Below are 18,732 nucleotides of genomic sequence, written 5' to 3'. Positions count from 1 at the left end.
CGTGTCCCTGCTGAGGCATCCCGATTTCCGGCTCTTCTGGGCGGCGCAGACGGCCAGCACCGTCGGCGGCAACATGAGCCGGGTCGCCATCCCCCTCCTGGCGGCCACGGCGCTGGCCGCCACGCCCTTCCAGATGGGGCTGCTCCAGGCGGCGCAGACCATCGCCTTCCTGCTGGTGGGCCTTCCGGCCGGCAGCCTCATCGACCGGATGCGGCGCCGCCCCGTCCTCATCGTGTGCGACCTGCTGCGCGCGCTGTTCCTGCTCGTCCTGGTCGCCGGGTTCGCGCTGGACTGGGTCGACTTCACCGGTCTCATGGCCGTGACGCTGGTGATCGGCTTCGCCACCGTCTTCTACGAGATCGCCTACCAGTCGTACATCCCGGCGGTCGTGGGCCGGGAGCACCTGGTCGAGGGCAACGCGAAGCTGGAGAGCACCAACGCGGTCGCACGGCTGGCGGGGCCCACCCTCGGGGGTTCCCTGGTCCAGCTCGTCGGTGCGACGTTCACGGTGACCGCCCAGACCTTCAGCCACCTGACATCGGCGGTCCTCCTGGCGCGGATGCGCACCGTCGAGGAGGTCGCCCCCCGCAGCGGCGAACGCCGCATGGCCGCCGAGATCAAGGACGGCCTGCTCTTCGTGGTGAGGCATCCCGTCTTCCGCGCCGTCACCGGGTCCGCCGCCACGTACAACTTCTTCTACGCCCTGATGCTGCCCCTGGTCATGCTCCTGCTCGTCGACGGGATGGGGCTGTCGGGCACCACGGTGGGTGTGCTGATGGCGGTCAGCGGCCTGGGAGGAATCCTCGGCGCGTCGCTGTCGGGCCGGCTCACCGCCAGGTTCGGCCAGGTGCGCGTCATGTGGCTGTCCTACCTCGTGACCGTACCCACCACCCTCCTCATCCCACTGGCCCATGGCGGGTGGGGCATCCTGCTGTTCGCCGTCCCCTGGTTCGCCGTCAGCTTCGGCATGGTCGTCTACAACGTCAGCCAGGTCAGCATCCGTCAGGCGCTGTGCCCTCCCGGCATGCTCGGCCGGATGAACGCGAGCGTGCGCTTCATCGTCTGGGGGATCCTCCCGCTCGGCTCGCTCACCGGCGGCGCCCTGGGCGAGTGGATCGGCATCCGCGGGGGCCTGCTCGTCGCCGGGCTCGGCATGTCGGCCGGTGTCCTGTGGCTGCTGCTGTCGCATCTGGTCCGTGTGCGCGACCTCCCGGCCGACGAGCCGCCCGGCAGCGACACGGCCGCCACCGCATCCGAAACATCGAAGTGACCGGCCCGCAGGCCGGGCCCGACCAAGGAGCATCCTCATGTCCCACCAGGAGACCCCCCGTTACGTGGTCTTCGTCGAATCCCCCCTGACGGGTGCGGGGCAGGACTGCGCCCGCTTCCTGCTGGAGCAGGGGATCACCCCGGTGGTCGTGGCCGCCCGCCCGGAGGCCATGGCTCCTTCGCTGCTGAGCGACTACGCCGAGCTCGGGGTGGAGATCAGGGCCTGCGACACGCAGGACCCGGAGGCCGTCGTGACCGCCTGCCGGGAGATCGCGGCGGACGGCACGCTCGTCGGAGTGAGCTCGGTCTACGAGTACTACTGCGCCATGGGCGCCGAGGTGGCGGCCAGGCTGGGCCTGGCCGGCCCGGACCCGGCCGCGATCGCCGCCTGCCGGTCCAAGGCGTCCATGCGCAGGGCGATGTCGGCCGTTCCCGGCCTCAACCCGCCGTTCCGGGTGTGCTCGTCTCCCGGGGAGGCCGCCGCCGCGGCCACCGAGATCGGCTTCCCCGTCGTGGTCAAGCCCCTCGACCTGACGGGAAGCCTGTGGGTGCGCCGCTGCGGGACGGCCGATGAGGTGTCCGCGCTCGCCGAGGAGATCATGGGAATCGGTGAGTACCTGGGCCAGCGGGTGGCTCCCGAGGTGGTCGTCGAGGAGTGCGTCCTGGGGGACGAGTACTCGGCCGAGGTCATGCACGGCAAGGTCCTCGGCCTCACCGAGAAGATCTGCAGCGAGCCCCCGTTGTTCCTGGAGATGGGCCACATCTTCCCGGCACGGGTCGACGGCGCCCGGGAGCGGCTGCTCGTCGCGAAGGCCGAGCAGGCCGTCAAGGCCGTGGGCGTGACCTGGGGGCCCGCGCACGTGGAGCTGAAACTCACCGGGGACGGTACGGACGCCCGGGTCATCGAGGTGAACGGACGCATAGCCGGGGACCGCATCCCCGAGCTGGTGCGGATCGCCACCGGTGTCGACATGTGCCGTCTCCACATGACCGCGCTGCTCGGCGGCACGCCCGACCTGGAGGTGCCCTTCCTGCGGACGGCCGCCGTGCACTTCCTGATGTCCGCCGCGCTGGGCCGGCTCGACGCCATCGACGGGGTCCCGGAGGCGACCGCGATGGAAGGGGTCCACGAGGTGCGCATGCGTCCCGGCGTGCAGCCCGGGATGGTGTACCGGGCGAACGGCTCCAACAGGGACCGCGCGGCCTGGATCATCGCCGAGGGTGCCGACAGGGCCGAGGCGCTCGGCCGGGCCGAGGCGGCCGGCCGGCGGCTCAGCTTCTCCTGGTCCCCCGTCGACGAGGTCCGGGCATAGCCGCCGTGGGGACCTCCGAGTGCCACCAGGTGCCCTTCAGCGGTGGCGAGGACCGGCCGCCGGCCCCGCTCACCTGGAGCCAGCAGTACTACCTCGCCGAGCTCGACGCGGCCCGCCCCCGGGGGTGCTCCCTGGCCATCAGCAGGGTGTACGCGCTGCGCCCCGGCACGAGCCGTCAGTCGGTCACCGAGGTGCTGGCGGAGCTGCTCCTGCGCTTCGAGGGGCTGCGCACCACCGTGCTGCGGGAGGGGGACGCCGCCCGCCAGCGGGTGCACACACGGGGCACGCTCCCCCTCGCCGTCCACAGCGCCGGGCCCGGCGACGAAGGTGACCGGGAGACGGCCGGGGTGGCCACCGCGCTCGCCGCGGCGCCGTTCGACGTCTCGGCGGAACTGCCGGTGCGCGCCGCACTGGTGGAGCGGGCGGGCGCGCCCCACTCGCTGGTCCTCGTCTTCAGCCATGTCGCCGTGGACGCCTTCGCCCTGCGGCCCGTCACCGACCACCTGGTGTCCACCGTCGCCCTGCGGCACCCGGACTGGCCCCCGGCACGCGCCGGCGAACCGGGACTCCACCCGTACGAGCAGGCCGCCGCCGAGGCGTCCGCGGCGGGTCTGAAGCGCGCCGGGCGGGCCCTGCGGCACGCCTCCGAGGTGTTCCGGACGATGCCCGAGGCCCTTCCCACGGCGGACGGCGGCCGTGCCGGGGAGCGGTTCGCGTTCCTGTCCCACCGGTCGCCCGCACTGGACCTGGCTCTGGGGGCTGTCGCGCTGCGCACGGCGGAGCCCGTCTCCACCGTGCTGGCCGCGGCCGTGCTGGCGGTCGACGCGGTCATGGCGGACCGCACCGACGGTTACGTGCAACTGCTCTCCGCCAACAGGTCGCGGCCCGGGACCGTCAACGCCGTGGTGCCGTGCTCCCAGCCCGTCCCCTGCGGTGTCACCGTGTCCGGCGCCTCCTTCACCGAGCTGGTCCGCCGCACCGCCACGGCCACCCTGGGGGCGCTGCGTCACGGTTCCTACCCGCCGGCCGGACTGGCCGAGGCGCACCGCGAGGCCGAGCTGCGCCGGGGGGCGGCCCTGGACGTGTCACCCACGTTCAACTACCGGGGCCGGCCCGGCTCGCTGCCCCGGCGCGGGGTGACGGCGGACGAGCTCGCGCGGGCCGCCGGCGGAGCGCGCACCGGCTGGGTCCCCGGGGGCCCGCAGTGGCGGTCCACCCGCTACCTGAGCGCCGACACGGGCGAGGCCGGGCTCCGGCTGACGCTCCAGGTGGACACCGCGGCGCACACCCCCGAGTGGGCCGGGGCCTGGATGTCGGCCCTGGAGCGGCTGGTGTGCGCGGCGGCGGTCGGGGACGTGTCACCCGCCGGGCTGGTACGGGTCGTCGAGCAGTCGGAAGCGAGGAGTCAGTAGTGGACACACCGGTGAACAGCGTGGACCGCACCCTGGTGCTGATCGGGGCGGGCGTCATGGCGGAGGGGTACCTGCACGCCGCGCAGGCCCTGGGAGTACGGGTGGGCCTGGTCGAGACGCCCGCGCGCCACGCGGAGCTGGCGCCCCGGTTCCCGTGCGTCGTCGACTTCGAGGCGGTGGAGGGAGTCGCCGCCCGCGACGAGGCGTGGCTGCCCCCGGCGATGGCGCTGGCCGAACGGCTGGCTCCGGACGCGGTCATGGGTTTCGCGGAGCCGCACGTCATGGCGACCGCGATGCTCCAGCACCGGCTCGGTGTGCCGGGCCCCGGCCTGGACGCCGCGGTGATCTCCCGCAACAAGGCGATGCAGCGCGGGGAGTTCCGGCGCGCGGGACTGCCGCAGCCGGAACACCGGTACCCCGCGCGGCTGTCGGAGGCCGCGGAATGGGCGCTCGCCGGGCTGCCGGTGATCGTGAAGCCGGTGTCCCTCCAGGGGAGTGCCGGGGTCGAGCGCGTCGACACGGCCCAGCAGTGGGAGGACGTGGTACGCCGCCGGGACGGGGAGGGCCCCCTCCTGGTGGAGGAGTACGTCGAGGGGCCGGAGTACAGCGTCGAGGCGCTGGTGCAGGACGGCCGGGTGCTGTTCACCAACCTCACCCGCAAGGAGACCACCGGGGCCCCCTACTTCGTGGAGCTGTTCCACGAGGCCGGGTTCGGCGCGGACAGGCCCGGACTGCGCCGGACCGCCGAGGCGTTGTGCCACTCGGTCGTCTCCGCGCTGCGGATGCGCACCGGGATCGCGCATCTGGAGTTCCGGGCCCGGGCGGACGACGATCCGGTCATCATGGAGGTGGCGGTGCGCACGCCGGGCGACCACATCCTGGAGATCGTCCGCCGGGCGCACGGCTTCGACGTGTACGAGGCGTGCCTGCGTCTCGCGCTGGGAGAGAAGCCGTCGGTGCCGTCCCCCGCCCGGGGACCCGTCCGGGCCGCAGGCAGCTTCTTCCTCACCGCCCCGGAGGCCGGGACCATGGTCTCGCTGGACCTCTCGGACTGGGCCGCCCGGCCGGGTGTCGTGCGGCACGGGGCCCGGCTCGCGCCGGGCACGGCGGTGCGCCCCGCCGAGAACTCGGGCGACCGGCTCGCGTACGCGGTGCTCGACTGCGGTGATCCGGCGGAGCTCCAGCGGCTCGCCGCACAGGTGCGGTCCTCCGCCCGCGTGGTGATCGCCGCGCCGCCGGCCGGCTGACCGGCCCCGCGGACCCCCAGACCTCAGGCTCTCAGCAGGACAGGAAAGGCACATGGCACAAGAACGCGTTCTGATCATCGGTGGCCGGATCGACAACGTCCGGAAGGCCGTGGAGCAAGGCCTGGCCGTCGTCTGCCTCCAGCAGCCGGGCCAGTTCACGCCGCAGCACGCGGAGCTCGTCGACGCGGCCCTCCTCGTCGACTTCTCCGACTGGTCCGTGGTCAAACCGCTGGTCTCCGCCGCCCACAAGGTCTACGGCTTCACCCGCGTCGTCACGACCGGTGAGGCAGGGGTGGAGGTCGCGGGGCGGATCAACGACCTGCTGGGGCTGAAGGGCGTGTCGTACGAGGTGGCCAGGCGGCTGCGGGACAAGCTGGCGATGCGCGAACACCTGGCGAGAGTGGGCGCGGCCACGGTCCCGGCCGCCGAGGTGACCGGTCCCGAGTCGCTGGAGGCCTTCGGCGCCGCCCACGGCTATCCCTTCGTGGTCAAGCCGGTGGACGGCATCGCGAGCCTGGGTGTCCAGCTGGTGAAGGGCCCGGAGCAGGTGGCCGGGGCGTGGGAGCGTATCGGGGAACTGCGCGGGTCCGACCACGCGTTCGCACGCTATTTCCCGCTGGACCGCTTCATCGCCGAGGGATACATCGACGGACCCGAGTTCAGTGTCGAGGCGTTCACCTTCGAGGGACGGCACCTCGTGGTGGCGGTCACCGAGAAGCTGACGCACGGCAACTTCGTGGAGGCCGGTCACGTCATCCCGGCGCGGATCGACCGGGCGACGGAGCGCCGGCTCGAACTGGCGGTCGCGGAGTTCCTGGACGCCGTCGGACTGACCCACGGCCCCAGCCACACCGAGCTGCGGCTCTCCCCCGCCGGTCCGAGGGTGATCGAGTCCCACAACCGGCCGGGCGGTGACCGCATACGGGACCTGGTGGAGGCCGCCTACGGGTTCGACATGGAGGCCTACACCGTCGCCCACCCCTGCGCCGGCCTGCCGGCGCCGGGGGAGCGACCGCCCCTGCTGCGGGCAGCGGCGACGCGTTTCCTGTCGGCCGAACCCGGCCGGGTCGTACGGGTCAGTGGCGTGGAGGAGGCCCGCGGACTCGACGGTGTGCAGGACGTGGAGCTGTCGGTGTCGGCGGGCGACGTGGTGAAGGACCTCGCGTCCAGCTGGGACCGGATCGGCCAGGTGATCGCCGTCGGCGCCGACGCCGACGCCGCGCTCGCCGCCTGCGAGGCGGCCGCCGCAGCGGTCGTCGTGGTCACCGGGGCGGAGGCGGAGCCCACCGGACCGGAGCCGGGCCGGTGACCTGGGCCGGAGGTGCGGACGGGCGGCCCTGAAGGCGCGGCCGGGGACGGCCGCGGCCCGCCGAACGCCCGCCGGGCCGGTACCCGACAACGATTGCCAATACCTGGCAATTTCTTGCCAAGAATGGCCCTCGCCCTTACTGTTGCCGCACAACCCGCACAGAAGGAGCGAGATAGTGAAGATCGCCAGGCTTGTCAGGATCGCAGCCGGGGGGCTGGCCGTTCTTTCCCTTTCCGTCGTGCTGGAATTCGGAGGCAGCGCCGCCTCCGAGGCCGGTACCACCACCGTCAGCTCCGCAAGCGGGCCTGCCACGCAGCCGTCCGGCAACATCGACTGGCCGTAACCGGAAGCTCACTGCCCACGCCCGTCACCGCGCCGTCCACGGCCGTTGTCAGGCTGGTCAAATCGTTGCAATGCGCGCCGGTATAGTGACAAGCGGGGGCGAGTCATATGACTCGCCCCCGCTTGGGCTCTGTCGATCCCGGGCCCAGACGCTTTTATCGCCACGCCGAGGTGGGAATTGCTCGAGCAGCCAGCGTTCGGCCGGCGCCTGCGCCAGCTGAGACAGCAACAGGGGAAGTCCCAGGTCGAGCTGACCGGGCCCGGGATGTCGGCCACCTATCTGTCCCGGCTGGAATCCGGCAGCCGCCGCCCGACCGACCGGGCCGCGGCCTACCTCGCGGAGAAGCTCGGCATACGGCCGGAAGGCTTTCGGGAACAGCCCGAGGACAGCCTGACCCACGCCATAGCCGCGGTCGTCTCGCTTCCCGAGAGCGAGGTCGACCAGGAGGCCGTGCGCGTCCTCACGGACGCCCTGCAGTCGGCGGGTGACGCCGACCCCGTGATGCGGTGGCACGCGCTCGCCCAGCTCAGCCGCGTCCAGGAGGCCCTCGGCGACTTCCCGGCCCAGCACGGCGCCCTCACCGAGCTCAACGCGCTGAGCGACGAACTCGACAGGCCCGTCCTGCGGATCCGCGCGCGGCTGCGGATGGCCCGGTGCGCCAGGAACATCGGCGAGGCCCGGGCGGCCCGGCTGGCGGTGCGGGAGGCCCTCGCCCTGAGCGAGGAGTACGACGTCCACGTCTCCACCTCCGACATGGTGCGGAGCAAGCTGGTGCTGGTGTCCGCGGAGGCGGAGCTCGGCGACCTCGCGGAGGCCGCCCGGCTCGTCGAGGAGATCTACGCCTCCCTGGGTGACGCCCGGGGCGCCCTGGCCGCCGAGGTGTACTGGACTGCCGCGACCGTCAGCACGCGGCAGGGCAACCACACCCGGGCCATCTCCTTCCTGCTCGAGGCCCTGGACGCCATCGACAGCCGGGAGGACCTGATGCTGTGGATCAGGCTGAGGCTGGCCGCCGCCTCGCTGTCCATGCAGGCGATGCCGCCCCGTCTCGCCGAGGCCGAGTCCTTCCTCGACAGCGTCGAGCCCCTGCTCAAGGTCACCGGTCCGCTCAGGCACTGGATGGAGCTCCTCTTCCTCAAGGCCCAGCTGGCCTTCCGGCGGGGGGACACCGACCGGGCCTCGACGCTCGCGGCGCAGGTCGAGGCGAACCTCCAGCTCCTCTCCTACCGCGACCAGGTGCGCCTCGCCGCGCTGCGCGGAGTCCTGGACCTCAAGGCCGGCGACCCGGAGGCGGGATCCCGCCTGAAGGAACTCGTGACGCAGGTCCAGACGGCGAACATGCCGGATCTGGCAGCCGAGGTGTGGCGCTCGATGGCCGAGAGCACGATCTGACGGGTCCCGCCTCACCGCGTGCCGGTCGTCACAGACCCTTCGCCCCGCCCGGCGGAACCGATCCTGCCGGCCACGGCGTCTTGGTCGACGTGCGTCACAGTCCGGACGGCCCGGCCGTCATCCGCTTCCGTGCGGCGGGAGTACTCCTCCTCCTCGCGCATCTTCTGTTCGTCGGCTGGCTGACGCTGCGCCCGCTGGACGTGCCCTGGATGACGGCCGCGAACTTCCATCCGTTCGCCGGCATCAGGGCGGATCTGGCCCTGGGACCGGCCGAGGCGGTACGCCGCATCGGTGAGGGCCTGCTGCTGCTCGCGCCGCTGGGCGTACTGCTGCCGATGGCCGGCGGCAGGCTGCTGGTCTCCCCCTGGGCCTCGCTGGCCCGTACCGTCGCGGCGGGGGCACTGATCTCGATGGCCATCGAGCTGGCGCAGACGGGGGTGCCGGGCCAAGTCGTCGACGTCGACTCGCTGCTCCTGAACACCGCCGGCGTGGCGCTGGCGCACCTCCTGGTCGTCCCGCTGTCGCGGGCACGGCTGCGCCGTGGCAACCGGGCCGGGGCCGGCGACCTGTCCCGGATCAGGACCGGGGCCCGGCCGTTCCGTAGCGAGGCCCCCCAGGGGGCGACCCCGACGATTACCAGGGTCGGCATCGCCCCGTAGAGCGATGCTTTGTCCCCCTTCGCGGAGCGACCATGGAGGTACCGGGAGCACGACGGAGCTGCTCCCCGGAACGGTTAGCGAAGGAGTCCACCATGGCCGCACTTGTCCGCCCCGCTGAGGGACGCATGATCGGTGGGGTGTGCGCAGCGCTGGCACGGCGCTTCGGCACCTCCGCGGGGACGATGCGCGTCATCTTCCTGGCGTCCTGCCTGCTTCCCGGCCCGCAGTTCCTGCTCTACCTGGCGCTGTGGTTCCTGCTGCCGTCGGAGAAGAGCCGGGCCGCGACGGCCTGGTGACCGGCGGCACCACGGGGAGAACGACCATGGGGCGCACACCCGGACCGGGTGTGCGCCCCATACGCGTGGGCGGTGATCAGCCGCCGAGCGGCAGGGCGCCGGTCAGGCCGCCGGCGGGCAGTCCGCCGAGCAGGTTGGTGCCGGGAGCCGAGAGGTCACTGCTGCTGCCGCCCTGGGACTGGTCGAGAAGTCCGCCGGCCGTCTTCTGCACGGCGGGCAGCGCGTCGGTGACGGAGTCGAGTGCGACACCGGCGGGCAGGGTGCCGGCCACGGCGTCGACGGGCACGGCGACGGCGGAGGCACTGCCCGCGCCGGCTGCGACGAAAGCGGCGCCGAGAGCGGCGACACCGAGGGTCCTGACAGCAGACTGCTTCATGTGAAATTTATCCTTGGGAAGGGGATGTGAGCGGCTCTGCAAGGTAGTCAGCACCGCACCCCTCCCGCAAACATGCCGGGACACGGAAAACGGCCGGAATTCCGAGATCCCGGCCGTTCCGCCCTTATGTCACTCAGCCCGCGACGGACGAAGAACCACTGGTCACAGCCGTCTGACGGAAAAGCCACTCGGATTTCAGCTCGGCGTAACCGGGCTTCACGACGTCGTTGATCATCGCCAGACGTTCATCGAAAGGAATGAACGCTGATTTCATCGCATTGACTGTGAACCACTGCATGTCGTCGAGCGTGTATCCGAATGTCTCGATCAGCCGCTCGAATTCACCGCTCATGCTCGTCCCGCTCATCAGCCGGTTGTCCGTGTTCACGGTCGCGCGGAAATGCAGCCTGCGCAGCAGCCCGATCGGGTGCTCGGCGTACGAGTCGGCGGCGCCGGTCTGGAGGTTGGAGGTCGGGCACAGCTCCAGGGGGATGCGCTTGTCACGCACGTAGGAGGCGAGACGTCCCAGTGTGACGCTGCCGTCCTCGGCGATCTCGATGTCGTCGATGATGCGGACTCCGTGACCGAGCCGGTCCGCACCGCACCACTGCAGGGCCTGCCAGATCGACGGCAGGCCGAAGGCCTCTCCCGCGTGGATGGTGAAGTGGTTGTTCTCGCGCTTGAGGTACTCGAAGGCGTCCAGGTGGCGGGTGGGCGGGTAACCCGCCTCGGCGCCCGCGATGTCGAAGCCCACCACACCCAGATCGCGGTAGCGGTTGGCGAGTTCGGCGATCTCCAGTGCGCGGGCGGCGTGCCGCATCGCGGTGAGGAGGGCGCCGACGCGGATGCGGTGGCCGTTCGCGCGGGCCCGGCGCTCGCCCTCGCGGAAGCCCTCGTTGACCGCCTCGACGACCTCCTCGAGCGAGAGGCCGGCGGTGAGGTGCTGCTCGGGCGCGTACCGCACCTCGGCGTAGACGACACCGTCCTCGGCGAGGTCCTCGGCGCACTCCGCCGCCACCCGGAACAGCGCGTCGCGGGTCTGCATGACGGCGCAGGTGTGGGCGAACGTCTCCAGGTAGCGCTCCAGCGAACCGGAGTCGGCCGCTTCGCGGAACCAGACGCCGAGCTTGTCGGGCTCGGTCTCGGGCAGGGCGTCGTAGCCCTGCGCCAGGGCCAGTTCGACGATCGTGCCGGGGCGCAGGCCGCCGTCGAGGTGGTCGTGCAGCAGCACCTTGGGTGCGCGGCGGATCTGGTCGGGACCGGGGGCATCAGGGGTCTGGCTCGTCATCCGGGCACTCTAGCGCCTACGCGCGTAGAGCGCTCGGTGTCGATGCGTAACAGTGACCGTGAAGCCGGGTCGCGTTCACCTGCCCTTCTGACACTGTTCTGTCATGGCACAGCGCGCACTTCCCCTGCCTGCCGCCAGGCTGGGACGGGCCGTCCTCACGGCCGGAGCAGCACCCGAGGTCAGCGGCGTCGTCCTGCTGCTCCCGGACGGCGAGACCGACTCCAGACGCCGCCCCTCCGCACTCCGCCACGCCGCACTGCTGCCGTTCGCCCGGGCCCTGGCCCGTTCGGGCGGGTCCGACGGGCTCGCGGTGCACGTCGTGCGCTACCGCACCCGGGGCTGGAACGACGGAGCGGATCCGGCGGCCGACGCACACTGGGCGGCCGACGAGGTCGTACGCCGCTACGGCGACATCCCGGTCTGCCTCGTCGGCCACGGCATGGGGGGCCGGGCGGCCCTGCGCGGCGCCGGGCACGACGCCGTCAACTCCGTGCTGGCGATGGCTCCCTGGCTTCCGGAGGACGCGGAGCCGGAACCCGAACCGGTGAAGCACCTGGCGGGGCGCCGGGTCATGATCGTGCACGGCACGAACGACGCGCGGACGAATCCGGAACTCTCCTACCGGCTGGCCGAGCGGGCCAAGAAGGCCAACCGCGCCACCTGCCGCTTCGAGGTCCACTCGGACGGAAACGCGCTGCGCCAGCACCGCTCCGAGGTGACGGCGCTGGCCTCCGACTTCATCCGGGGGTCGCTGTTCGCGCGGTCGTACGCGCGCCCGGTCGCCGACGCGTTCGCCGCTCCCCCGCCGCTGGGACTGCGGATGCCGCTGGCGGCGGGCTTCGGGCGGTCGCTGAGGCCCTGACGGAGACGCCCGGTCCGCCGGTGGCCCGGCTCCCGGGCCACCGGACGGCCCTCAGTCCGGCAGCAGGCTCCCCCGGCGCGACAGCAGGAATCGCTTGAAGGCGGCCACCGGTGGCGTGTCGGGGTGGCCGTCCAGCCAGGCGACCCCGATCTCGCGGGCCGCCCTCGGAGCCGTCACGGCCAGCTCGACCACGCCGGGCCGGGCGACGGCGGGCGGCGGCAGCAGCGCCACCCCGAGTCCGGCCGCGACCAGGCCGCGCAGCGTCTCCGCCTCCTCGCCCTCGAAGGCCACCCTCGGGGTGAAGCCGGCCTCGGCGCAGAGGTCGTCCGTGATACGCCGCAGCCCGTAGCCGGGTTCGAGCGTCACGAACGTCTCGTCGGCGGCCTCGGCGAGGCGGACGCGCCGGCGCCCCGCCAGCCGGTGGTCGTCGGGCACGACCAGGCGAAGCCGCTGTTCGTCCAGGCGCATGGCGACGAGGTCCGGGGCGTCGGGGACGGGCGAGGTGAGGCAGAGGTCGAGGCCCCCGGCACGCAGGCGGTCGATCATCGCCTCGCCGTAGTTCTGGACGAGCTGGAAGCGGACCCGGGGATGGTCGGCGCGGAAGGCGCGGATCAGGGCGGGCACGGTCTCGGAGCCCATGGTGTGCAGGAAGCCGAAGGCGACCCTGCCCGCCGTGGGGTCCGCGTCGGCGCGCACCGAGTCGGCCGCCTTCTCCACCTCGGCCAGCGCGCGTTCGGCGGAACCGAGGAACGTGCGGCCCGCCGGGGTGAGCGAGACGGTGCGGCCGCGGCGGGCGAACAGGGCGACCCCCAGGTCCTGTTCCAGCCTCACCATGGCCCGCGACAGGGTCGACTGCGGGACACCGAGCTCCTGCGCGGCCCGGGTGACGTGCTCGTGGCGGGCCACCGCCTCGAAGTACGCGAGGCGGGGCGCGAGCACGGCTCGGATGTCTTCTTCGTAACTGCCCGGTGACAGCCGTTGCTGTGAGCTGTATTGATGCGCCATGGGAACGATTATGAGCGTTTCATGCATTGGACGCATGAAACCGCGCGCCCTACGTTCGCTGTATGCCTCCTGCCAGTACCGGGGCGTCCACCATCGTGCTGGGCGCCGCCGTCCCCTCATCCCCCGCCACCGTCTCCCCGGCCGTCCCGGACCGCCTCACGCCCGGCGGTCCCGGCTACCGCAGGATGAGCTTCGCGCTCTTCGCGGCGGGGATCGCGACCTTCGCCCTCCTCTACTCGACCCAGGCCCTGCTGCCGGCCGTCTCCGCCTCCTTCGGGGCGACGGCCGGCCAGGCGAGCTGGACGGTATCCGCGGCGACCGGTGCGCTGGCCCTGTGCGTCCTGCCCCTCAGCGCGCTCTCCGAGCGCTTCGGGCGGCGCCAGATGATGACGGCCTCCCTGGCGGTCGCCGTGGTGATCGGGCTCCTCGTCCCCTTCGCCCCGTCGCTCGGCTGGCTGATCGCTCTGCGCGCGATCCAGGGCGCGGCGCTGGCCGGACTGCCCGCCTCCGCGATGGCCTACCTCGCCGAGGAGGTGCGGCCCAAGGCCCTGGTGGCCGCGATCGGCCTGTTCGTGGCGGGCAACAGCATCGGCGGCATGAGCGGCAGGATCGTCGCCGGCTGGGTCGCCCAGCTGTGGGGCTGGCGGGTGGCGCTCGGCGCGATCGGGCTGCTCGCCGTGGCCTGCGCGGTGGTCTTCCACCTCCTCATCCCCAGGGCCCGGCACTTCAGCCCCGCCTCGCTCAACCCGAAGGCTCTGGCGAAGACCGTCACCGGTCACCTCTCCGACCCGCTGCTGCGCCGGCTGTACGCGATCGGCGCCCTGTTCATGACGGTGTTCGGAGCGGTCTACACGGTCATCGGCTACCGGCTCGTCGAGGAGCCCTTCGGCCTCCCGCAGGGCATCGTCGGCTCGGTCTTCCTGGTCTACCTCGTCGGCACGCTCTCCTCCGCCGCCGCGGGCCGGCTGGTCGCACGGCTGGGCCGCCGGGGCGCGCTCTACCTCGCCGTGTCCACGACGGCCGCGGGACTGCTGCTCTCCCTGGCCGGCCAGCTGGCCGCCGTCCTGGCCGGCCTCGTCCTGATCACGGCGGGCTTCTTCGCCGGACACGCGGTCGCCTCGTCCTCGGTGAGCCGTACGGCGACGACCGGCCGCGCCCAGGCGTCGGCGCTCTACCAGTCCGCGTACTACCTGGGCTCCAGCGCCGGCGGCACGCTCGGCGCCGTCGCCTTCCACGCCGGGGGCTGGCCGGGCACGGTCGCGCTGGGAGTCATGGCGGTCCTCGGTGTCCTGTCGATCACCCTGTTCGGGACCCGGGCCGCCCGCACCGAGCGGCTCCGCGCCGCGTCCCCGGCACCGGTGCACAACTGAGACCTTCCCGGCACAACCACGGCTCCCCGACGCGCGTCCAACAGACGGAGTCACACACCGCGGGCGAACGCGAAGGGGAGCAGGCGTACATGACGATCATGGGGAACATACGCGGCGTACGGGTACGGCGTGGGGCCGTCCTGTCCGTCGCCGGACTGGTGGCCGCTCCGGCCCTGGTCCTGGGGACGGGGACGGCGGCCCAGGCTGCGTCCTGCACGGCGTCGAAGGGTCCGTACCAGAAGCAGGCCGAGAAGTGGCTGGGGCGCACCGCCGACGGCCGGCAGTCGGCCGCCGACTGCAAGGCCATCCGCTCGTTCCAGGTGTCCAGGGGCCTCACCCCGGCGATCGGGTACGCGGGGCCGGTCACCTGGCGCACGATGAAGACGATCACCGCGCAGAAGGCGGCGGGGAAGAACCCCAACGCGGCGAAGAAGTGCCCCACGAACAAGGGACGCATCGCCTGTGTGGACCTGACCAGGCAGCTGAGCTGGATCCAGGACGGGTCCAAGCTGAAGTTCGGCCCCGTGCCGGTGCGCACGGGCCGCAACGGTGACGAGACGCGGACCGGCTCGAAGAAGGTCTACTGGCGCAGCATCAACCACTGGTCGACGCTCTACGACGTCCGCATGCCGTACGCCCAGTTCTTCGACGGCGGGCAGGCGTTCCACTCGGTCACCAAGTCCATGTACAACAACCCGGGATCGGCGGGCTGCGTCAACATGCGCCCGGCGGACGCGAAGGCGTACTGGAACCTTTTGAAGAACGGCGACGACGTCTACGTCTACGGACGCAAGCCCGGCACCTGAGCAGCGGTTTACACGCTTCCCGTCCCGGTTGTCAGTGCCCTGCGGTAGCTTCCACAGTGCTGAGTGAGCGGTGTCACAGCGCAACAGGGGTGGAGCGATGAGTGATCTGACAGCGGCGACGGACATCGACAGCCGTCTGGAGGGACACCGGGTCGAGCTGACCGGTTACTGCTACCGGATGCTCGGCTCGGCCTTCGAGGCGGAGGACGCGGTCCAGGACACGCTGGTGCGCGCCTGGCGCAGCATCGACAAGTTCGAGGGGCGTTCGTCCCTGCGCTCCTGGCTGTACCGCATCGCGACGAACGTCTGCCTGGACATGCTGAACGCGGGCAAGAAGCGGGCCAGGCCGGTGGATCTGACCGGCCCGACACCGCTGGCGCAGGCCGCGCTGAACCCCCTCCCGGAGAACACCTGGCTGGAGCCGATGCCCGACGGGCGCATCCTGCCCTCGGTGGCCGACCCGGCGGAGGCCGCCGTGGCCAAGGAGTCGGTGCGCCTCGCGTTCGTCGCCGCGCTCCAGCACCTTCCGCCCAAGCAGCGCGCGGTCCTGATCCTGCGCGAGGTCCTGGCGTGGAGGGCGAGCGAGGTCGCCGAGCTCCTCGGTACCTCGGTCGCCTCGGTCAACAGCGCGCTCCAGCGGGCGCGGGCGACGCTGTCGGACACGGACACCACGGCCCCGGACACCGCCGACCCGCTGGACGACGAGCAGCGCAAGCTGCTGGACCGCTACGTGGCGGCCTTCGAGGGGTACGACATGGCGGCGCTGACGGCTCTGCTCCACGAGGACGCCGTGATGACCATGCCGCCGTTCGACCTCTGGCTCCAGGGACACGACGACATCGCCGGCTTCATGCTCAGCATCGGCGCGAGCTGTGCGGGTTCCCGTCTGGTGGCGACCGAGGCCAACGGGACCCCGGCCTTCGCGCACTACAAGCCGAATCCGGACGGCCCGGGGTTCGTGCCGTGGGCGGTGCAGGTCATCGACATCTCGGACGGCGCCATCACCGGGATGCACTGCTTCCTGGACACCCCGCGCTGGTTCCCGCTGTTCGGTCTGCCCGACCACCTGGACGACGCCGCGTGAGGACCGCACGCCCCGTGGTGGCCGGGTGGGCCCTGCTGGTGGCGGGTGGGTGGGCGGCGACGCTGTGGCTGGGCGAGCCGTCCGCCACGGCGGGTCCGGGACCGGCCCCGGTCTCCAGCGCTCCGGGCGACAACCCCGAACCGGGGCCGCAGCCGGAGAGCGGCTGGTGTACGTCACCGAGTGCGGCACCGCCGCCCCCGGGCGGCACCGATGAGGCGCCGCTCGCCAAGGCGCCGGGCGAGTACGGGCAGGCATACGCGCAACAGGTCGACTGCGTCCGCATCACGGCACGCGACAGCGCCAGGGCCCGCTGAGCGCCCATCACTCCGGGGACGGCCGGATGTTCCGCACCACGTCGGTCAGCCCCACCAGACCGAGCAACGCCCCCAGTTCGGCCGGAACGTTGCGCAGCCGCAGCTCGACGTCCCCGGCCCGGCGTGCGACGAGCCCCAGCCGGGCGACCGCCTCGACCAGGGCCAGGTCCGGGTGTACGACGCCGCCCACGTCGCAGTCCACCACGGCGGCCTCGGGGGCGCCGAGCAGCAGCGCCTCCAGCTCGGCGCAGAGCGCCGGCACGTCGGCGCGGGTGACGCGGCCGGTGAGGACGAGGGCGTTCGGAGTGATGGCATCCACACCAGGGAGACCGGCGGGACGCCAGGAACTCATCGCTGCCCGGCGGGGCGGGCTCAGCTGACCGGGAAGACGCCCGTGTCCAGATCCAGTCCGACGGGCTTCGGCAGCGTCAGCGTCTCGCCGTACTCCACCGCTTCCAGGACCCGGTAGGTGCCGTCGCTCGGCTCCCCGTACAGCGTCGCGGTCGGGCGGCCGGTGTGCCAGGGGTCCAGCAGCAGGAACAGCTCGACGCCTGCCTTCGCGTACCCGTGCGCCTTGCCGATGCGGTCGTGGTTGGCGTTGGCCGGTGAGGTGATCTCCACGACCAGCCGGACCTCTTCCGCCGGTACGCGATTGCCCGGCCCGGACGCGACCGCCCGAGGCAGGACGACGAGGTCGGGGACGTACAGCCCGGCCCGTCCGGGCACGGAGACACCGAGCGTCTGGTAGATCCCCCAGTCCTCCGGGATGACGGAGTACAGCCTGCGCTGAAGCAGTTCCGCGGTGGTGTTGTGGTCCTTGGACGGCGGTGGCGACACGGTGACGATCCCCTCGATGATCTCCACCTTGCAGCCCTCGGGTGCGTCCGTCTCCTCCCAGATCCGGACGAGGTCGTCCCAGTCCTGGCCGTGACCCGGCCCGGGACCGACGGTGAGTGCGCTCATGGCGGTCTCCTCTTGTCGGTGCGTCACCGATCCCAGCATGCCGAACGGGACCGGTGGTGGTCCACCGGTCCCGTTCACCCGAAAGGGAAAGCCGCAGGTCAGGCGATACGTTCCCGCACCGCCGGCGTGGCGGTGAAGGGGGTTCCGGCCGGGGCGATGTCGTACGAGCCGGGCAGGGCCTTCAGGGCGTACTCGAACTTCTCGGGGGTGTCCGTGTGCAGGGTCAGCAGCGGCTGGCCCTCGGTCACCGTGTCGCCCGGCTTGGCGTGCAGCTCGACCCCCGCGCCCGCCTGCACCGGGTCCTCCTTGCGCGCACGGCCCGCGCCGAGGCGCCAGGCGGCGACGCCGACGTCGTAGGCGTCGAGGCGGGTCAGGACGCCCGAGGAGGGGGCGCTGATCACGTGCTGCTCACGGGCGACGGGGAGCTCGGCGTCCGGGTCGCCGCCCTGGGCGGAGATCATGCGGCGCCAGACGTCCATGGCGGAGCCGTCGGCCAGTGCCTTCTCCGGGTCGGCGTCCTTGAGTCCGGCGGCGTCGAGCATCTCGCGGGCGAGCGCCAGGGTCAGGTCGATGACGTCCTTCGGGCCACCGCCGGCCAGCACCTCGACGGACTCGCGCACCTCCAGGGCGTTACCGGCGGTCAGGCCGAGCGGGGTCGCCATGTCGGTGAGCAGCGCCACGGTCCGTACGCCGCTGTCGGTGCCCAGCGCGACCATCGTGGAGGCCAGTTCGCGGGCGTCCTCGATCGTCTTCATGAAGGCGCCGGAGCCGACCTTGACGTCCAGGACGAGTGCCCCGGTGCCCTCGGCGATCTTCTTGGACATGATCGAGCTGGCGATCAGCGGGATGGCCTCGACGGTGCCGGTGACGTCGCGCAGCGCGTACAGCTTCTTGTCGGCGGGGGCGAGCCCGTCACCGGCCGCGCAGATCACCGCGCCGGTGGTGTCCAGGACGTCCAGCATCTCGGCGTTGGAGAGGTGGGCGCGCCAGCCGGGGATGGACTCCAGCTTGTCGAGGGTGCCGCCGGTGTGGCCGAGGCCCCGGCCGCTGAGCTGCGGCACGGCGGCGCCGCAGGCGGCGACCAGCGGGGCGAGCGGCAGGGTGATCTTGTCGCCGACGCCTCCGGTGGAGTGCTTGTCGGTGGTGGGGCGGGAGAGCGCGCCGAAGTCCATGCGCTCGCCGGAGGCGATCATCGCGGCGGTCCAGCGGGCGATCTCGGTACGGTTCATGCCGTTCAGCAGGATCGCCATGGCCAGCGCGGACATCTGCTCGTCGGCGACCTCGCCGCGGGTGTACGCGTCGATGACCCAGTCGATCTGCTCGGGGCTGAGCTCGCCCCGGTCCCGCTTGGTGCGGATGACGGAGATGGCGTCCATGGGAGGGGAGTCCTTCCGGCCGGAGGGGTAGGCGAGAGTCCCGTCGAC

General features: G+C 72.3%; 20 protein-coding genes. 14 read left to right on the top strand and 6 right to left on the bottom strand.

Annotated elements, in window-relative coordinates; translation table 11 throughout:
• The first annotated feature begins 1 nt into the window (after position 1).
• From ACHFIV_RS03040 to ACHFIV_RS03000, 9 genes are all read left to right on the top strand, one after another.
• Complete coding sequence (locus ACHFIV_RS03040) at positions 2–1,270, top strand: MFS transporter (protein WP_398963039.1); 1,269 nt, start codon at positions 2–4, stop codon at positions 1,268–1,270.
• Positions 1,271–1,307: 37 nt separating this feature from the next.
• Positions 1,308–2,582, top strand: a complete 1,275-nt coding sequence (locus ACHFIV_RS03035; RefSeq protein ID WP_398963036.1) for an ATP-grasp domain-containing protein — start codon at positions 1,308–1,310, stop codon at positions 2,580–2,582.
• Between the two features lie 5 nt (positions 2,583–2,587).
• On the top strand, positions 2,588–3,994 hold the full coding sequence (locus ACHFIV_RS03030) for a condensation domain-containing protein (protein WP_398963034.1): 1,407 nt from the start codon (positions 2,588–2,590) through the stop codon (positions 3,992–3,994).
• Positions 3,994–5,241 carry an ATP-grasp domain-containing protein gene (locus ACHFIV_RS03025; RefSeq protein WP_398963031.1) on the top strand — a complete coding sequence of 416 codons (1,248 nt, stop codon included), beginning with the start codon at positions 3,994–3,996 and terminating at the stop codon, positions 5,239–5,241. Before ACHFIV_RS03030 ends, ACHFIV_RS03025 begins: the two co-directional genes overlap by 1 nt.
• A gap of 52 nt (positions 5,242–5,293) precedes the next feature.
• A complete protein-coding gene (locus ACHFIV_RS03020) occupies positions 5,294–6,550 on the top strand; it encodes an ATP-grasp domain-containing protein (protein ID WP_398963029.1) in 1,257 nt (418 codons plus the stop codon).
• Positions 6,551–6,725: 175 nt separating this feature from the next.
• Positions 6,726–6,893, top strand: a complete 168-nt coding sequence (locus tag ACHFIV_RS03015) for a hypothetical protein (protein WP_398963026.1) — start codon at positions 6,726–6,728, stop codon at positions 6,891–6,893.
• A 177-nt stretch (positions 6,894–7,070) separates the two neighbouring features.
• Positions 7,071–8,285 carry a helix-turn-helix domain-containing protein gene (locus ACHFIV_RS03010; RefSeq protein WP_398963023.1) on the top strand — a complete coding sequence of 405 codons (1,215 nt, stop codon included), beginning with the start codon at positions 7,071–7,073 and terminating at the stop codon, positions 8,283–8,285.
• A gap of 89 nt (positions 8,286–8,374) precedes the next feature.
• A complete protein-coding gene (locus tag ACHFIV_RS03005) occupies positions 8,375–8,944 on the top strand; it encodes a VanZ family protein (RefSeq protein ID WP_398963020.1) in 570 nt (189 codons plus the stop codon).
• Between the two features lie 92 nt (positions 8,945–9,036).
• Entirely contained in the window at positions 9,037–9,240 is a 204-nt protein-coding gene (locus tag ACHFIV_RS03000; protein ID WP_398963017.1) for a PspC domain-containing protein, read from the top strand.
• Positions 9,241–9,316: 76 nt separating this feature from the next.
• Here the strand turns inward: ACHFIV_RS03000 and ACHFIV_RS02995 are convergent, their stop codons facing one another.
• Entirely contained in the window at positions 9,317–9,616 is a 300-nt protein-coding gene (locus ACHFIV_RS02995; RefSeq protein WP_398963014.1) for a hypothetical protein, read from the bottom strand.
• Between the two features lie 133 nt (positions 9,617–9,749).
• Entirely contained in the window at positions 9,750–10,904 is a 1,155-nt protein-coding gene (locus tag ACHFIV_RS02990) for an adenosine deaminase (protein ID WP_398963011.1), read from the bottom strand.
• A 103-nt stretch (positions 10,905–11,007) separates the two neighbouring features.
• On the opposite strand from ACHFIV_RS02990, the gene ACHFIV_RS02985 reads away from it, so the two are divergent.
• Positions 11,008–11,766 carry an alpha/beta hydrolase gene (locus ACHFIV_RS02985; protein WP_398963008.1) on the top strand — a complete coding sequence of 253 codons (759 nt, stop codon included), beginning with the start codon at positions 11,008–11,010 and terminating at the stop codon, positions 11,764–11,766.
• Between the two features lie 51 nt (positions 11,767–11,817).
• On the opposite strand, the gene ACHFIV_RS02980 is transcribed toward ACHFIV_RS02985, so the two are convergent.
• On the bottom strand, positions 11,818–12,771 hold the full coding sequence (locus ACHFIV_RS02980; RefSeq protein WP_398963005.1) for a LysR family transcriptional regulator: 954 nt from the start codon (positions 12,769–12,771) through the stop codon (positions 11,818–11,820).
• A gap of 62 nt (positions 12,772–12,833) precedes the next feature.
• Between ACHFIV_RS02980 and ACHFIV_RS02975 the strand changes: the two genes are divergently transcribed.
• The 4 genes from ACHFIV_RS02975 (at position 12,834) to ACHFIV_RS02960 (ending at position 16,345) form a co-directional block, all read left to right on the top strand.
• Complete coding sequence (locus ACHFIV_RS02975; protein WP_398963002.1) at positions 12,834–14,141, top strand: MFS transporter; 1,308 nt, start codon at positions 12,834–12,836, stop codon at positions 14,139–14,141.
• Between the two features lie 98 nt (positions 14,142–14,239).
• A complete protein-coding gene (locus ACHFIV_RS02970; protein WP_398964176.1) occupies positions 14,240–14,947 on the top strand; it encodes a L,D-transpeptidase family protein in 708 nt (235 codons plus the stop codon).
• Positions 14,948–15,044: 97 nt separating this feature from the next.
• Positions 15,045–16,031, top strand: coding sequence for a sigma-70 family RNA polymerase sigma factor (locus ACHFIV_RS02965; protein WP_398963000.1), 987 nt, complete (start codon positions 15,045–15,047; stop codon positions 16,029–16,031).
• Positions 16,028–16,345: a hypothetical protein gene (locus ACHFIV_RS02960; protein ID WP_398962997.1), complete on the top strand. Its 318-nt coding sequence runs from the start codon at positions 16,028–16,030 to the stop codon at positions 16,343–16,345. Before ACHFIV_RS02965 ends, ACHFIV_RS02960 begins: the two co-directional genes overlap by 4 nt.
• A 7-nt stretch (positions 16,346–16,352) precedes the next feature.
• Here ACHFIV_RS02960 and ACHFIV_RS02955 read toward each other — a convergent pair whose 3' ends face one another.
• The 3 genes from ACHFIV_RS02955 to ACHFIV_RS02945 all read right to left on the bottom strand — a co-directional run bounded on the left by ACHFIV_RS02955 (position 16,353) and on the right by ACHFIV_RS02945 (position 18,684).
• Positions 16,353–16,697, bottom strand: a complete 345-nt coding sequence (locus ACHFIV_RS02955) for a hypothetical protein (RefSeq protein ID WP_398962994.1) — start codon at positions 16,695–16,697, stop codon at positions 16,353–16,355.
• A 20-nt stretch (positions 16,698–16,717) separates the two neighbouring features.
• Positions 16,718–17,308 carry a Uma2 family endonuclease gene (locus ACHFIV_RS02950; protein ID WP_398962991.1) on the bottom strand — a complete coding sequence of 197 codons (591 nt, stop codon included), beginning with the start codon at positions 17,306–17,308 and terminating at the stop codon, positions 16,718–16,720.
• A 98-nt stretch (positions 17,309–17,406) separates the two neighbouring features.
• On the bottom strand, positions 17,407–18,684 hold the full coding sequence (locus ACHFIV_RS02945) for a thymidine phosphorylase (protein ID WP_398962988.1): 1,278 nt from the start codon (positions 18,682–18,684) through the stop codon (positions 17,407–17,409).
• Positions 18,685–18,732 lie beyond the last annotated feature (48 nt).

The organism is Streptomyces sp. ALB3, from assembly GCF_044385685.1.
Classification (GTDB): domain Bacteria; phylum Actinomycetota; class Actinomycetes; order Streptomycetales; family Streptomycetaceae; genus Streptomyces.
This window is presented reverse-complemented; position numbering and strand designations above follow the sequence as displayed.

Coding starts and splice junctions, on each gene's coding strand:
- ACHFIV_RS03035 (WP_398963036.1), top strand. CDS start 1,308: ATGTCCCACCAGGAGACCCCCCGTTACGTGGTCTTCGTCGAATCCCCC.
- ACHFIV_RS03020 (WP_398963029.1), top strand. CDS start 5,294: ATGGCACAAGAACGCGTTCTGATCATCGGTGGCCGGATCGACAACGTC.
- ACHFIV_RS03000 (WP_398963017.1), top strand. CDS start 9,037: ATGGCCGCACTTGTCCGCCCCGCTGAGGGACGCATGATCGGTGGGGTG.
- ACHFIV_RS02995 (WP_398963014.1), bottom strand. CDS start 9,616: ATGAAGCAGTCTGCTGTCAGGACCCTCGGTGTCGCCGCTCTCGGCGCC.
- ACHFIV_RS02990 (WP_398963011.1), bottom strand. CDS start 10,904: ATGACGAGCCAGACCCCTGATGCCCCCGGTCCCGACCAGATCCGCCGC.
- ACHFIV_RS02985 (WP_398963008.1), top strand. CDS start 11,008: ATGGCACAGCGCGCACTTCCCCTGCCTGCCGCCAGGCTGGGACGGGCC.
- ACHFIV_RS02980 (WP_398963005.1), bottom strand. CDS start 12,771: ATGGCGCATCAATACAGCTCACAGCAACGGCTGTCACCGGGCAGTTAC.
- ACHFIV_RS02975 (WP_398963002.1), top strand. CDS start 12,834: ATGCCTCCTGCCAGTACCGGGGCGTCCACCATCGTGCTGGGCGCCGCC.
- ACHFIV_RS02970 (WP_398964176.1), top strand. CDS start 14,240: ATGGGGAACATACGCGGCGTACGGGTACGGCGTGGGGCCGTCCTGTCC.
- ACHFIV_RS02965 (WP_398963000.1), top strand. CDS start 15,045: ATGAGTGATCTGACAGCGGCGACGGACATCGACAGCCGTCTGGAGGGA.
- ACHFIV_RS02955 (WP_398962994.1), bottom strand. CDS start 16,697: ATGAGTTCCTGGCGTCCCGCCGGTCTCCCTGGTGTGGATGCCATCACT.
- ACHFIV_RS02950 (WP_398962991.1), bottom strand. CDS start 17,308: ATGAGCGCACTCACCGTCGGTCCCGGGCCGGGTCACGGCCAGGACTGG.
- ACHFIV_RS02945 (WP_398962988.1), bottom strand. CDS start 18,684: ATGGACGCCATCTCCGTCATCCGCACCAAGCGGGACCGGGGCGAGCTC.